This is a genomic window from Actinopolymorpha pittospori (assembly GCF_014873875.1).
Lineage (GTDB): Bacteria > Actinomycetota > Actinomycetes > Propionibacteriales > Actinopolymorphaceae > Actinopolymorpha > Actinopolymorpha pittospori.
On the sequence record NZ_JADBEM010000001.1, the window covers coordinates 7,730,857 to 7,745,593 of the forward strand.

The window sequence follows — 14,737 nt, forward strand, 5'->3', positions numbered from 1 at the left end:
GAAGCACCGAGACGGTGCCGGGCGCGCATGAAGCGGCTTTCCCGACTCGTCCGGAAAACCCGAGCCGGTGAGAAGCCCGAGGCGACACCTTGTCGGCCACCTCGGATTGGGTTGCGAGGCCCCCGTTGCGATGATGTCGGATGTACTTTGAGCAAAGAAGGAAAGCGGTTACCGTTCGCAAACTAAATGCTTGTCACAAAAGGTGCGGACCATGAGTCTTCGGCGAAAACCGGACGCGGGCACCATCGTCATACCGGCCCGCCCCCTTCGCCGTCGGCATGGTCATAGAGGGGACGCAGTCGTGCGCGCGACTCCTCGAGGTGCGCCCGCATCGCCCCGGCGGCCGCGTCGGGATCACCGCTCGCGATGGCCTCGACGACATGGTGGTGTTCGCGAAGAGCCGCCGAACCCATGTCGCCCCGATAGGTGAGCCGGATGATGTGCAGGTGGCAGTGCGTGCGCTGGAAAGCCATGCGCATGTGGGTGTTGCCGCCAAGGTGTTGCACGAGGTCGTGCAACCTGGTGTCGTGGGAGGCGAGCCGCTGGTAGTCCTGGTAGGTCGTACCGACAGGCGCGCTCGGAATGCTCTCCATCTCCTCGGTCAGAAGACGGATGCCCTCCGCCGTCACGCCGGCCGCGGCCCGACCGGCAGCCCACGGCTCGACCAGGAACCGGAACTCGAAGAGGTCCTCGAACTCCTCCTTGCCGAGCAGGGGCGCGGTGGAGTAACCGCGGAAAGGCTGTTTGATGACCAGCCCTTCGGATTCCAGCCGAACAAGCGCCTCCCGCAGCGGCGACTGCGAGACCTCGAGTTGCCGAGCGACCTCGTCGATGTTGATACGGGCACCTTCGGAGAAGACGCCGTCCATGATCATTTCTTTGAGGACGTCGTAGACACCGTCGGCGAGGTTTTGTCTGCGGGGCAGCGCGACACGTCCGTGTCGCCCATTCACCGAGACGTTCGCGCGTGTGCCCATGTGGCCTCTCTTGTCAGCAAGAGATCGAGCGCCGGGAGGAGATTTCCCTGATCGTCGATCCACGATCCTATAGGCGTGGTCGGCGCGCAACGGCTTCCGCGCACTTACCAGGCCTGGTACCGCTTTCGGTCAGCGGGTCACGTTCTTGGCGACTGCCCGGACCAGCACGTCCGGCGTCACGACCTTCACGTGCGGAGCGAGATTGTCGACGACCGCCTTGACGTTGGCGACGGTCTTGCTCCACGCGTGCCAGACGACGACGGAGTATCCGTCCGCGCTCGAGGGGTCGCGCCCTGCGTCGTTGAGGGTGGCCGTCACACTCGCCTCGTCAGCACCGGAGAGGCCTTCCCACAACATCGTGCGGGCGGAGATCACCGGCTTGTCGTTCGCCCACACGATCCGGCCCCGGCCGGCGTCGTAGCGGGAGTACTCGAGATAGATCAGCCCCTCGATCTGCCGCCGCTTCAGGTAGGTCGCCCACAGGTCGGTGTCGTCCAGGGAGTCGAAGTCGATGATCTGCGCGACGCCGAGGTCGGAGCGCCGCATCGAGTCGGCCAACCGTTCGGTGTGCAGGTCGAGTTCGGCACGGGGATACATGCTCGGATAGAGGTAGCCGCCACCGGAGGGACCGGCCACGAACCGGTCGCGATGGGCGCCGTGCGCGGCGTTGTCGTAGTACCACCGAAGGACCGACGGTGCGAGGTCGATCAGCGCGGGCGAGACGCCCCAGCCCAGGTCGAGTGATCCACGCAGCGGAGCGCCGAACCAGTTCGCGCTGCTCTGGAAGTCGCCGAGCATCCACTGCACGTTGTCGCCGTCGGTGATGAGGAAGGCGACGTGGTGCGTGCCGGCCTCCGGCCTGGGCGGGTGGGCCGCGGGCCGCTGGCGCACCCGGTTCAGCGTGATCCCGGACAACGGGGCGAGGTTTCGGGCGTGGTCGGCGGGAATCGTGCGGACGCCCGCTCGCGAGGACACCGACACGAAGGCGTTCTCGCCCTGGGCGGCGTCGCCCCAGCCGACCACCGCGGCGTCCGGGTCGAGAGCGCCCACGACCTCCGCCCGGAAGTCGGAGTTGCCGTCGAAGAACATGAACGCGCCGGCCATCGTGGCGTAGTCGCGGAGCCGGTTGTCGAAGTCCGGCTTCTGCTCGATCGCCACCCCGTGCCGCAGGTCGTCCCAGTAGTTCTCCATCACCCACCGGTCGTCCCGGCCACGGACGTCGAGGAGCCTGCGCAGTCCGTGCTGGAGCGCGACCGGCTCGAGCGTCTCCTCGACGGCGACCGCGCCGGTCAGCCCGGCGAGGGTGGTGGCGACGTTCGCCGAAGCCTCGTTCTGGCGGTAGACCACGAAGGAGTCGACGGGTTCGCCGTGCGCACCGTTCTGGCGGAACAGGTCGACGAGGTCCCACGCGCCGTCCGCCTCCACCAGGTCGATCCCGTAGCGGTCGGCGAGATCGGCCAGCCAGACCTCGTAGCCGACACCGGGCACGTCGACGTAGATGCCCGGGACCTCACCGCCGGTCGGCCTGCGCCGGGCGAGTTGACCCTGCAGGGTCGCGACCAGGATCCGCTCCGGCTGGCTCAGCGCGGACTCCGCGACCACGTGCAGGCGGGTCGGCCGAACACCCTTGGGGAACAGGCTCGTGGGCGCCGCGCTCGCGGCCCGCGGCATGGCGAGATCGGCGGCGGTCCAGCCGGCCGCACCCAGGCCGGCCGCCACCGCCAACCCACCAAGCGCCTGCCGCCTGGACATCGAAAAGTCCGCCCGGCCCATGGCACACGTCCCTTCGTCGCTGTCCGTCCCGAAGTTCGTCCGCACAGTAGTGAGCGGTCGAGAAGCCCCACCACTGTTCGTCCCATCTCGGTCGAGGCCAAGCCGCGACACACCGAATGTTGGGGTCCTTCTTCATCGCAGGCACAACATGTAGTCTCAACCGCGCTGGTGGTCGTAGCGGGCGCATCCAGCGCCCACTACCGGACGCCCGGTGCCGTTCCGGGATCCGCCGCAGCGGTGAACGGGAGCGAGCGCCGTCACCGCCGGTTCCGCACGGTCGCGAACGTGCCGGCTCCGGTGGTCAGGCAGCGGGGATGGACGCATCCCCGGCACGCGGGCCGACGGGCCCGCCCGGGAGCCCGACCAGCCATCACCGAAGACCTGCCATCCGGCGCACCGCCACCCCGGCGCGTGCCGACCCGGCGGCCCGAGGGTAGAGGTTCGCTCCACAGGGGTACGGGCGCTGTGAGCCCCGACGTCCCCCCGTGCACGTGACCTCTCCAAGGCCAGGGTGTCCGGCGCCGTACCCACCGGCGCCGATCCGACCCTGCCCACCTTCGCGGCCGACGGCCGACGTCACCCCGCTCGCGAGAAGAGAGAGCCCGTGTCAGCACACCCGCACGCCGAGTCCCCACACTCCGGCACCCCGCACGCCGAGTCTCCGCAGTCTCCACACTCCGGCGCCGATCTGTCGGCCCAGCCGCCGACGGGGCAGCCGAACCCACCCACCGGCGGCGAACGTCAGGTGGTCCGGCGGGACGGAAGTACGTCGCCCTTCGATCCGACCAAGATCGCCGTCGCCATGTCGAAGGCGTTCCTCGCGGTGGAGGGTCGCGGCGCCGGCGCCTCGTCCCGCGTCCACCAGACCGTGCAGGAGCTGACCCGTCAGGTCGTGGCGTCCCTCACCAGGCACCCCGACCTCGGCCGGATCTTCCACATCGAGGACATCCAGGACCAGGTGGAGCTCGCCCTGATGCGGGCGGGACATCACCGGGTCGCGCGGGCGTACGTCCTCTACCGGGAGGAGCACACCCGTGCCCGCCTGGAACGGGAACGCGCCACCCCGTCCGAGCAGCCGGAGTCCGCGCTGCAGGTGAAGGGGCCCGACGGCGAGCTACGCCCGCTCGACCTCGCCCGGCTCACCCGCGTGGTCGAGGAGTCCTGCGCCGGCCTGGCGGAGGTGTCGCCGGTGTCGGTGCTCGGCGAGGTGCACCACAACCTCTACGACGGGATGACCCAGCAGGAGCTGGAGCTCGCCCTGGTCATGTCCGCGCGTACGTTCGTGGAGACCGATCCCGCGTACTCGCTGGTCAGCGCCCGGCTGCTGCTGGACAAGCTGCGCCGGGAGTCGCTGTCGTTCGTCGGCGGACTCCCCGACGAGGCGAGCCAGGAGGAGATGGCGCTCCGCTACCCGCGCTACTTCCGGGAGTACATCGAGACCGCGGTCGGGCTCGAACTCCTCGACCCCGAGCTCGCGAGGTTCGACCTGTCCCGGCTGGGAGCCGCGCTGCGTCCCGAGCGCGACCTGGCGTTCCAGTTCGTCGGCCTGCAGACCCTCTACGACCGGTACTTCCTGCACAGCGACGGGACGAGGTTCGAGCTGCCGCAGGCCTTCTTCATGCGGGTCGCGATGGGACTGGCCCTGCGTGAGGACGACCGGGAGCGGCGGGCGATCGAGTTCTACGAACTGATGTCGTCCTTCGACTTCATGTGCTCGACGCCGACACTGTTCAACGCGGGTACGACGCGGCCACAGCTGTCGTCCTGCTTCCTCACCACCGTCGCCGACGACCTGGACGGCATCTTCTCCAGCATCCGGAACAACGCGCTGCTGTCGAAGTACGCGGGCGGGCTCGGCAACGACTGGACGCCCGTGCGCGGGATGGGCGCCTACATCAAGGGGACCAACGGGCAGTCCCAGGGCGTCGTGCCGTTCCTCAAGATCGCCAACGACACCGCGGTCGCGGTCAACCAGGGCGGCAAGCGCAAGGGCGCGGCATGTGCCTATCTCGAGACCTGGCACATCGACATCGAGGAGTTCCTCGACCTGCGCAAGAACACCGGCGACGACCGTCGGCGTACGCACGACATGAACACCGCGAACTGGATACCGGATTTGTTCCTGCAGCGGGTCGAGGCCGACGCGCAGTGGACGCTCTTCTCCCCCGACGAGGTGCCGGACCTGCACGACCTCTACGGCCGCGCGTTCGCCGAGCGCTACGAGGAGCACGAGGCGCGGGTCGAGCGCGGTGAGATCAAGGTGTTCCGGCGGCTCCGCGCGGTGGAGCTGTGGCGGCGGATGCTGACGATGCTCTTCGAGACCGGGCACCCCTGGATCACCTTCAAGGACCCGTGCAACCTGCGCTCGCCGCAGCAGCACGTGGGTGTGGTGCACTCCTCCAACCTGTGTACCGAGATCACGTTGAACACCACGATCGACGAGGTGGCGGTGTGCAACCTCGGGTCGATCAACCTGGTGAACCACGTCGACGAGAACGGCATCGACCACGACCACCTCGCCCGGACCGTGCGGACCGCGGTGCGGGTGCTCGACAACGTGATCGACGTCAACTTCTACACGATCGACTCGGCCGGCAGCTCCAACCGCCGGCACCGCCCGGTCGGGCTCGGTCTGATGGGTGTCCAGGACGCGCTGTTCACCCTGCGGATCCCGGTCGCCTCCGAGCGGGCCGTGGAGTTCGCCGACACCACGATGGAGGTGTTCAGCTACCACGCCATCGCCGCGTCGAGCGACCTCGCCGCCGAGCGCGGCAGCTACGAGACGTTCGAGGGATCGCTGTGGAGTCGCGGCATCCTTCCGATCGACTCACTCGCCCTGCTCGCGGAGGCCCGGGACGGCAAGCTCGACCTGGACCGCTCCAGCCGACTGGACTGGGACAGCCTGCGCCGACAGGTCCGCACGGTCGGGATGCGCAACTCCAACGTCATGGCGATCGCGCCCACGGCGACGATCTCCAACATCTGCGGGGTCGGCCAGTCCATCGAGCCGCTCTTCCGGAACCTGTTCGTGAAGTCGAACATGTCCGGCGACTTCACCGCGATCAACCCCCACCTCGTCCGTGACCTGAAGGCACGCGGGCTGTGGGACGAGGTGATGGTGAGCGACCTGAAGTACTTCGACGGGAGCGTCGCGCCGATCGACCGGGTGCCGGCGGACCTCAAGGCGCTGTACGCGACGGCGTTCGAGATCGACCCGTCCTGGCTGGTGGAGGCCGCCGCCCGGCGGCAGAAGTGGCTCGACCAGGCGCAGGCGCTGGACCTCTACGTCGCCACACCGAGCGGACTACAGCTGGACGCGCTCTACCGGCTGGCCTGGCGGCGCGGCCTGAAGACGACGTACTACCTGCGCTCCCAAAGCGCCACGCACGTGGAGAAGAGCACGCTGCGGGGTACGGACGGCAAGCTGAACGCGGTCTCACCGGTGGCGACGACCGGCCAACCCAACGGCCAACCCAACGGCCAACCTGGCAACGGACAGCCCGGCAACGGCCAACCCGGCAACGGCGGGTCGACGGCGGGACACGCGAGCGGGTACGCCCCGGTCGGGCAGCCCCTGACCACGGGTCCCGGAGCCGCGGGCCTGTCGGTGGCCCCGACCTCGACCGTCCCGCCGGCCTCCGACAGCTCGTTCTGCGTGATCAATGACCCCGACTGCGAAGCCTGCCAGTAGGCGTCCCGTGAGGACCGTGAGGTGGAGACCGAAACCATGAATCCCAACCACGATGGCGCCGACCCAGCCATGACCGGGCTCGGCCGGATCGACCGGCACGCCGCCCGGGTGCGCGTGGACGACAAGGCGATGATCAACTCGCGGGCCGATGTCAACCAGCTCCTGCCCCTGAAGTACCACTGGGCCTGGGAGAAGTACCTCGCGGGTTGCAACAACCACTGGATGCCGACCGAGGTGTCGATGCAGGCCGACATCGCGCTGTGGAAGGCGCCGGACGTCCTGACCGACGACGAACGCCGGATGATCAAGCGCAACCTCGGCTTCTTCGCCACGTCGGAGTCGCTCGTCGCCAACAACATCATCCTCGCGGTCTACCAGCACCTGACCAATCCCGAGTGTCGGCAGTACCTCCTGCGCCAGGCCTTCGAGGAGGCTGTGCACACCCACACCTTCGAGTACATCTGTGAGAGCCTCGGCCTGGACGAGGGCGAGCTGTTCAACATGTACCGCGAGGTGCCCTCGATCACCGACAAGGCCGCGTGGGCGCTGGAGTACACCCGGCATCTGGAGGACCCGTCGTTTCGGACCGGCACGCCGGAGCTGGACCAGGCGTTCCTGCGCGACCTGGTGGCGTTCTACGTCGTCTTCGAGGGGATGTGGTTCTACACCGGCTTCGCGCAGATCCTCTCCCTTGGACGCCGCAACAAGATGGTGGGCATCGCCGAGCAGTACCAGTACATCCTTCGCGACGAGTCGATCCACCTGAACTTCGGGATCGACGCCATCAACCAGATCAAGATCGAGAACCCGCACCTGTGGAACGAGGACTTCCAGGCGCAGGTACGCGGGATGCTGGCGGAGGCGTGCGAGCTCGAGGTGGCCTACGGGCGCGACACCCTGCCGCACGGGATGCTCGGCCTCAATGCCGGGCTGTGCGAGAAGTACATGCGGTTCATCACCAACCGGCGTTGTGTCCAGATCGGACTGGCCCCGGTGTTCGGTGACAACGAGAACCCGTTCCCGTGGATGTCGGAGCTGATGGACCTGAAGAAGGAGAAGAACTTCTTCGAGACCCGCGTGATCGAGTACCAGAGCGGCGGCGCTCTGACCTGGGACTGAGGCGCCTCGCCGACCCTCCCCACCGACCCCGGTCCGGGTCGGCGCGCCTGTCCCCGCCGCGAACTACGGCCGAGCGACGGCCGAGCGACGAGGGCCAACCTCAGGCACAATGCGCGCATGGCGACGTTCCAGGTCTGGGCGCCCTTCGCCCGGGAGCGGGTCGAGGTCGAGTTGACCCACTCGACGGTGCCGATGGAGCGCAGCGCGGGTGGGTGGTGGACCGCGCGAGTGCCCGGCGCCGGGCACGGCACGGCGTACTCCTTCCGCCTCGACGGCGGCGAGCCCCGCGCCGACCCGAGATCCCGCTGGCAGCCGGCCGGTGTCGCCGGTCCCAGCGCGGTCTACGACCATGACCGGTTCGAGTGGGGCGACGGGCACTGGCGAGGCACCCCACTCGCCGGCGCGGTCGGCTACGAGCTCCATGTCGGCACTTTCACGCCGGAAGGCACCTTCGCGGCCGCGATCCAGCGCCTCGACCATCTGGCCGCACTCGGCGTGACCTTCGTCGAGGTGATGCCGGTCGCCGCCTTCGGCGGGCAGCACGGCTGGGGCTACGACGGCGTTGGCCTGTACGCGGTCCACGAGGCCTACGGCGGGCCCGACGGGCTGAAGGCGTTCGTCGACGCCTGCCACTCCCGCGGTCTCGGTGTCTGCCTCGACGTCGTCTACAACCACCTTGGCCCGGCGCACAACTACCTGAGTGAGTTCGGGCCCTACTTCACCGACAAGTACGCGACCCCCTGGGGCAGGGCCGTCAACCTCGACGACGCCGGGTCGGATGAGGTGCGGCGGTTCGTGGTCGACAACGCGATCGGCTGGTTCCGCGACTTCCACCTCGACGCGCTCCGTGTCGACGCGGTGCACGCCCTGCACGACGAGCGCGCCGTCCACATTCTGGAGGTGCTCTCCGACGAGGTCGACGCGGCGAGCACGACGCTGGGCCGGCCCCTGTGGCTGATCGCCGAGAGCGACCGCAACGACCCGCGCACGGTGACGCCACGCGAGGCCGGCGGCTTCGGTGTCCACGCACAGTGGGACGACGACGTCCACCACGCCCTGCACGCCCTGCTGACCGGGGAGCGCGAAGGCTACTACGCCGACTTCGGCAGCCTGGCCGCCCTCGCGAAGACGCTCACCCGGGCCTTCTTCCACGACGGCACCTGGTCCTCGTTCCGCGGCCGGACCCATGGGCGCCAGGTCGACGTCGAACGCACCCCCGCCTGGCGGTTCGTCGTGGCCCTGCAGAACCACGACCAGGTGGGCAACCGGGCGGCCGGCGACCGCATCTCCGCGACCCTCTCCGACGACCTGCTCGCCGTCGGCGCGGGCCTGCTGCTGACGTCGCCGTTCACCCCGATGCTGTTCATGGGCGAGGAGTGGGGCGCCCGCACCCCCTGGCGGTTCTTCACCGACTTCGAGGAGCCCGCACTCGCCGACGCCGTACGCCAGGGTCGGCGGGCCGAGTTCGCCGCCTACGGGTGGAATCCGGCCGACGTACCCGATCCGCAGGATCCGGCGACCTTCGAGGCGTCCAAGCTCGACTGGGCGGAGCCGGAGAAGGAGGGCGCCGCCCGGCTGCTCCGCTGGTACACCGCGCTGGTCAGGCTGCGCCGCGAACTCCCCGATCTCGCCGACCCCCGGCTGTACCGTGTCGGGGTGAGCTACGACGAGGACGCGCGGTGGCTCTCGATCCGGCGCGGCGCGGTCGGTGTCGTCGCCAACCTCGCCGACCGGCCCGCGCAGGTCCCACTCGACGGCTCGATCGACCGCTCCGTCGGCCACAACGGTGTCCTGCTCGCCTGGCATCCACGAACGCCACCACCTGACACCGACCGGATCGAACTTCCCGCCCACTCCCTCGCGATTCTCGGGCTGGCGCGTTGAGCGGCCCGGCGAAGGACAACGAAGCGGACCGGGGCCACCGCCAGGTCGTCTCGACGTACCGGCTCCAGCTCCAGCCCGGGTTCGGCCTCGACGACGCGGCGGCGACGGTGCCCTACCTCGCCCGGCTCGGCGTCACCCACCTCTACCTCTCACCGATCCTGCAGGCGACTCCGGGCTCGACGCACGGCTACGACGTCGTCGACCACACCCGTGTCTCCGCCGACCTGGGCGGCCAGCCCGCGTTCGACCGGTTGGTCGACGCCGCACACGCGGCCGGGCTCGGGATCATCGTCGACGTCGTTCCCAACCACATGGCGGTGCCGACGCCGGCCCATCTCAACGCCAAGCTGTGGGCGGTGCTGCGCGACGGGCCGCACTCCCCCTACGCCCGGTGGTTCGACGTCGACTGGTCCATGCAGTCGGGCACGGGCCACGGTGCGCTGCTGATGCCAGTGCTCGGCGACCGGATCGGATGCTGCCTCGAACGCGGCGAGATCGAGGTCGACCACCATGCCGGCGCGCCGGTCCTGCGCTACCACGATCACCTCTACCCGATCCGCCCCGACACCCAGGACCTGCCACTGCCGGAGCTTCTCGACCACCAGTTCTACCGACTGGCGTACTGGCGGATCGCCGACGAGGAGCTCAACTACCGGCGCTTCTTCGACATCGACACCCTGGCCGCGATCCGGGTGGAGGACCCGGCGGTCTTCGCCGCCAGCCACGACCTGCTGATCCGCTTCCACCGCGACGGCAAGGTCGACGGCTTCCGGATCGACCACCCCGACGGGCTCGCCGACCCGCGTGGCTACTTCCGCCGGCTGGCCCGGGCGACCGACGGCGCGTGGGTGGCCGCGGAGAAGATCCTCGAGTCCGAGGAGGAGCTGCCGGGCGACTGGCCGTGCGCCGGAACGACGGGCTACGACGCGCTCTGGCGGATCCAGGGCCTGTTCGTCGATCCCGACGGCGCCGCTCCGCTGCTGCACGTGTGGACCTCCCGTACGGGCGAGCCGGATCACCTCGGGCCGGTAGTGGAGGAGGCGAAGCGCTACATCGTCGACGAGGTGCTCGCCGCCGAGGTGGTCCGGCTGGTGGAGCTGGTGACCACGATCGGCGAGCACGACATCTCGCTGCGAGACTTCACCCGCCGCCGGTTGACCCGCGCCCTGACCGAACTGCTGGTGGCCTTCGACGTCTACCGCGCCTACGTCCACCCGGGTGAGCCGCCGGACGCGACGGCCGTGGAGACGCTGCGGGCCGTGGCGGAGCGGGCCACCCACACCACGCCCGACCTGGCCGACGAGATCGCCTTCCTCACCGACGCGGCCCTCGGCGCGCACGGCTCGGAGGCACTGGACGACGAGTTCTGCGTACGTTTCCAGCAGACCACCGGACCAGTCATGGCCAAGGGCGTCGAGGACACCGCGTTCTACCGTTGGTTCCCGCTCGCGGCGCTGTGCGAGGTGGGCGCGCCGGCTGACCGGTTCGGACTGGCGCCGGAGGAGTTCCACGTCTGGGCGGCCCGCGCCGGCGCACGCCATCCCGCCGGCATGACAACGCTGTCCACCCACGACACCAAGCGCTCCGAGGACGTCCGCGCCCGGTTGTGCCTGCTCTCGGAGATGCCGCGGGCGTGGGAGCGGATGGTCGTCAGCCTGCACGACCTCACCGCCGCTCGCCGTCCCGAGCTGCTCGACCGCGCCACGGAGTACCTCCTGTGGCAGATCCTCCTCGGCGCCTGGCCGATCGAGGCGGAGCGGCTGGTGGAGTTCCTCACCAAGGCGACACGCGAGGCCAAACGCCACACCTCCTGGACCCAGCCGGACGCGGCCTACGACGAGGCGGTGACCGGGTTCGCGCGGGACGTGCTCGCCGATCCGGCCGTCGCCGAGGTCGTCGCGAGCTTCGTCGAGACCCTCGCGCCGTACGAACGTGCGAACGTCCTCGGTCAGAAGCTCGTCCAGCTCACCTGCGGCGGAGTACCCGACGTCTACCAGGGGACCGAACTCCGGCAACTCAGTCTCGTCGACCCTGACAACCGCCGCCTCGTCGACTACGCCGCGCGGCTCGACCTGCTGGACCGGCTGGACGCGGGTACGCAGCCGGCCGACCTCGACGCGGAGAAGTTGCTCGTCACCACGACCGCGCTGCGCTGCCGGGCCGCACATCCGCAGTGGTTCGTCGGCCCGGACGCGAGCTACGAGGCGCTGGAGACCACGAGCCCGCACGCGGTCGGCTTCCTGCGCTCGGGCTCGGTCGCGACGGTGGTGACCAGGTTGCCGGCCGGCCGGACTCGCGGCGAACGGCTGGGGAGCCGGCACGGTCGAGGTCCCACCCGGATCCTGGACCGACCTGCTCACCGGCGCGCGGGTGGACGGCGGCAAGGTCCGGCTGGACGCCCTGCTCGCCCGCCTTCCCGTCGCGCTCCTCGTGCGTTCGGACGCCACGTAGGCCGTCGACGACCCGACTTCGACGACCCTCGACTTCGACTTCGACCAGATCTGCTCGCCTCACCACGCTGGTTCGGTGAGCCACCGACCGTGCCGGATCGACTACGTTCCTGCACGCTAGACAAATTTCGTCAGATTGTCTAACGTGTCAACGGTGCGGAACCCAGAGATCGACGACGACCCGAAGCGGGCTGCCCTCCTCGCGGCAGCTCTGGGGGTGTTCAACCGCTACGGGTTCAAGAAGACGTCCATGGAGGAGGTCGCCCGAGCGGCCGGCATCTCCCGACCGGGCCTGTACCTGCAGTTCCCGAACAAGGAGGAGCTGTACCGCGTGACGATGCGCGCACTGATGGAGCGCGCCCAGCAGGGCCTGGAGGCCGCGTTCGCCGACGAGACGCGGAGCTTCGAGGACCGGGTCGTCGCCGGGCTCGACGCGCTGATGGGGCCCTACGTCGGCAGCGAGGTGGCCCGGGACCTGGGCGAACTGCTGGAGAACAGCGAGCCGCAGCTCGGCTCGATGTTCGGTGACTACCAGGAGAAGGCCAAGGCGACGCTCAGCGCGCAGATCGACCGACTTGCCCCGGCCAGCGTCCTCACCGAGGAGTTGAACGCGGACAGCGTCACCGACGTTCTCTTCTCCGCCACTCTCACCTGGAAGCAGTCGGCAGCCACCCGGTCGGAGTTCCGCGACCGGGTCCGACGCGCCGTCAGGCTTCTGACTCGTACCAGCGGCTGACCGCCGCGGGTTCACTCACGGCCGGCCCGGCACAAGCGGGCGGCCGATCCGACGGCCGGCCGTCCCAGAGCCGACCCCTTTTCGCCGTGGCCCACCCAAGACCCGGCGCCCGAACCAGAATCATGGAGTACCGCGATGTCTCGTATCACCACGCCCTTCGACGCCCGTTCGACCGCCGGGGAGGTGATCGCCGGGGTCGACCTCAGCGGCAGGCGTGCCCTCCTCACCGGCGGTTCCTCCGGCATCGGCCTGGTGACCGCCCAGACGCTGGCCCAGGCCGGCGCCCAGGTGACCCTCGCCGTCCGGGACACGGCCGCCGGCGAACGCGCCGCCGCCGCGATCGAAGCGGCGACCGGCCACGCGGTCGACGTCACCCACCTCGATCTGACCGACCGCTCCAGCATCGACGCCCTCGCGGGCGCGTGGACTGGCCCGCTGCACATCCTCGTCAACAACGCGGGCGTGATGGCCCTGCCCGAACGCACCCTCACCCCGCAGGGGTTCGAGGCACAGTTCGCCATCAACCACCTCGGCCACGCGGCCCTCACCCTGGGCCTGCACGGCGCCCTGGCCAGTGCCCGCGGCGCCCGCGTCGTCACCGTCGCCTCCTCCGCGCACCTGATGTCCCCCGTCGTCTTCGACGACATCCACTTCGCGAACCGGCCGTACGAAGCGTGGTCCGCCTACGGCCAGTCCAAGACCGCGACCATCCTGTTCACCGTGGCGCTGGCGACGAGGTGGGCCGCCGACAACATCACCGCCAACGCGCTGCACCCCGGCGGCATCATGACCAACCTCCAGCGGCACCTCGACGAGGAACAACTGCGGTTCGCCGGCGCCCTCAGTGACAGCGGCGAGCGCCTCGAGGTCCCGCCCGGCTGGAAGACTCCCGAACAGGGAGCGGCCACCTCGGTCCTGCTCGCCGCCTCCCCCCTCGTCGAGGGCGTCAGCGGTCACTACTTCGACGACTGCAACGAGGCCGTGGTCACCGAACCCGGCGCACACATGAGTGGTGTCGCTGCCTACGCCCTCGACCAGGAGCAGGCCGAGCGCCTGTGGGAGGAGACGATTCGCCTGCTCGGCGCCTGACCCGACCAGGGCTCCCGACCGGGGCTCTGACCGGGCCTCCTGACCGGCACCGGGCCGACCCTGGTCAGGAGTCCCCGGCCTCCGCCCTCGGTAGGTGCCGGGGATGCACCCGTGCCCGGGCGACCAACGCCTCGATGAACGCCGCGGTCAGTGGGTCGGGCTCGGCGCGGGTGTAGGCGGCCAACTCCCGGCGCACGGGAGGGTCGGGCCGCAGCACCCGACCGGCGAACCTCGGCGGGATGACGTTGGCCGGGACGAGGGTCGGACCGAGTCCGGCGGCCGCGAGCATCGGCGCGGCGGCGGTCTGCTCGGTCCGTACGGCGGCACGTGGCTGGAATCCCGCCTCCGCGCACGTCTGGTCGAGGATGTCGGCCAGCCCGTTGCCCGGCGCGTAGTGCACCCAGGCACGGTCGGCGAGCGATCGGAGGTTCACGTCGGTCCGATCGGCGAGGGGGTCGTCGGCGGCAAGGACCACGACGAACTCCTCCTGCCCGAGGGATCGGACCGTTCCGTACCAGTCGGCCGGCGGCGGTCCGACGGCGAGGTCGGCCTGACCGGCCGTCATCGCCGCGCGGAGTTCGTCGGCGTGCCGGTGCTCGAACAGCCGGATCTCGACGCCTCCGTGCGAGCGGCGCCAGGTCCGCAGCGCCGGCGGCAGGACTCCGAGGGTCACGGAGTACAGCGTGGCCAGCCTGATCTCGCCGGAGGCGAGGCCGCCGACCTGTCGTGCCGCCGTGACGGCACGGTCGGCGTCGGCGAGGGTGGCCCGCGCGTACGGCACCATCGCCCGCCCCATCGAGGTGAGCCGCACCGCCCGTGGGAGGCGCTCGAGGAGCGGACCGCCGACAGCGCGTTCGAGGGCGCGCACCTGATGGGAGAGCGCGGGCTGGGTGACGTGGAGGAGTTCGGCCGCGCGGGTGAACGAACCTTCGTCCACGATCGTCACGAGATACTCCAGCTGCCGCAGCGTCACCATGAGCAAAGCTTATGGGTGCGGATGAAAAGATGCCTTGGACTC

9 protein-coding genes are annotated in these 14,737 nt (G+C 69.8%); 6 read left to right on the plus strand and 3 right to left on the minus strand.

Annotation, left to right across the window (positions count from 1 at the left end; genetic code table 11):
- Positions 1-248: 248 nt before the first annotated feature.
- Together HEB94_RS36035 and HEB94_RS36040 are read right to left on the minus strand one after the other, a co-directional pair.
- Positions 249-977, minus strand: coding sequence for a GntR family transcriptional regulator (locus HEB94_RS36035; RefSeq protein WP_192753984.1), 729 nt, complete (start codon positions 975-977; stop codon positions 249-251).
- Between the two features lie 129 nt (positions 978-1,106).
- Positions 1,107-2,729, minus strand: a complete 1,623-nt coding sequence (locus HEB94_RS36040) for a GxGYxYP domain-containing protein (RefSeq protein WP_192753985.1) — start codon at positions 2,727-2,729, stop codon at positions 1,107-1,109.
- Between the two features lie 625 nt (positions 2,730-3,354).
- On the opposite strand from HEB94_RS36040, the gene HEB94_RS36045 reads away from it, so the two are divergent.
- From HEB94_RS36045 to HEB94_RS36070, 6 genes are all read left to right on the plus strand, one after another.
- The gene (locus HEB94_RS36045) at positions 3,355-6,441 is read left to right on the plus strand and encodes a ribonucleoside-diphosphate reductase subunit alpha (protein WP_337918145.1); all 3,087 of its coding nucleotides are present in this window, start codon (positions 3,355-3,357) and stop codon (positions 6,439-6,441) included.
- A 21-nt stretch (positions 6,442-6,462) separates the two neighbouring features.
- Positions 6,463-7,560: a ribonucleotide-diphosphate reductase subunit beta gene (locus HEB94_RS36050; RefSeq protein WP_337918146.1), complete on the plus strand. Its 1,098-nt coding sequence runs from the start codon at positions 6,463-6,465 to the stop codon at positions 7,558-7,560.
- 117 nt (positions 7,561-7,677) lie between these two features.
- The gene (treZ, locus tag HEB94_RS36055) at positions 7,678-9,444 is read left to right on the plus strand and encodes a malto-oligosyltrehalose trehalohydrolase (RefSeq protein ID WP_192753986.1); all 1,767 of its coding nucleotides are present in this window, start codon (positions 7,678-7,680) and stop codon (positions 9,442-9,444) included.
- On the plus strand, positions 9,441-12,038 hold the full coding sequence (gene treY, locus HEB94_RS36060) for a malto-oligosyltrehalose synthase (protein ID WP_238361725.1): 2,598 nt from the start codon (positions 9,441-9,443) through the stop codon (positions 12,036-12,038). The genes treZ and treY overlap by 4 nt, the downstream gene beginning before the upstream one ends.
- A 10-nt stretch (positions 12,039-12,048) precedes the next feature.
- On the plus strand, positions 12,049-12,630 hold the full coding sequence (locus HEB94_RS36065) for a TetR family transcriptional regulator (RefSeq protein ID WP_192753987.1): 582 nt from the start codon (positions 12,049-12,051) through the stop codon (positions 12,628-12,630).
- 135 nt (positions 12,631-12,765) lie between these two features.
- Positions 12,766-13,719, plus strand: a complete 954-nt coding sequence (locus HEB94_RS36070; protein ID WP_192753988.1) for an SDR family NAD(P)-dependent oxidoreductase — start codon at positions 12,766-12,768, stop codon at positions 13,717-13,719.
- Between the two features lie 64 nt (positions 13,720-13,783).
- Here the strand turns inward: HEB94_RS36070 and HEB94_RS36075 are convergent, their stop codons facing one another.
- Positions 13,784-14,695 (minus strand): LysR family transcriptional regulator, encoded by a 912-nt coding sequence (locus tag HEB94_RS36075; protein WP_192753989.1) that lies wholly within the window; start codon positions 14,693-14,695, stop codon positions 13,784-13,786.
- Positions 14,696-14,737 lie beyond the last annotated feature (42 nt).

Coding starts and splice junctions, on each gene's coding strand:
- HEB94_RS36070 (WP_192753988.1), top strand. CDS start 12,766: ATGTCTCGTATCACCACGCCCTTCGACGCCCGTTCGACCGCCGGGGAG.
- treZ (WP_192753986.1), top strand. CDS start 7,678: ATGGCGACGTTCCAGGTCTGGGCGCCCTTCGCCCGGGAGCGGGTCGAG.
- HEB94_RS36040 (WP_192753985.1), bottom strand. CDS start 2,729: ATGTCCAGGCGGCAGGCGCTTGGTGGGTTGGCGGTGGCGGCCGGCCTG.
- HEB94_RS36075 (WP_192753989.1), bottom strand. CDS start 14,695: ATGGTGACGCTGCGGCAGCTGGAGTATCTCGTGACGATCGTGGACGAA.
- HEB94_RS36035 (WP_192753984.1), bottom strand. CDS start 977: ATGGGCACACGCGCGAACGTCTCGGTGAATGGGCGACACGGACGTGTC.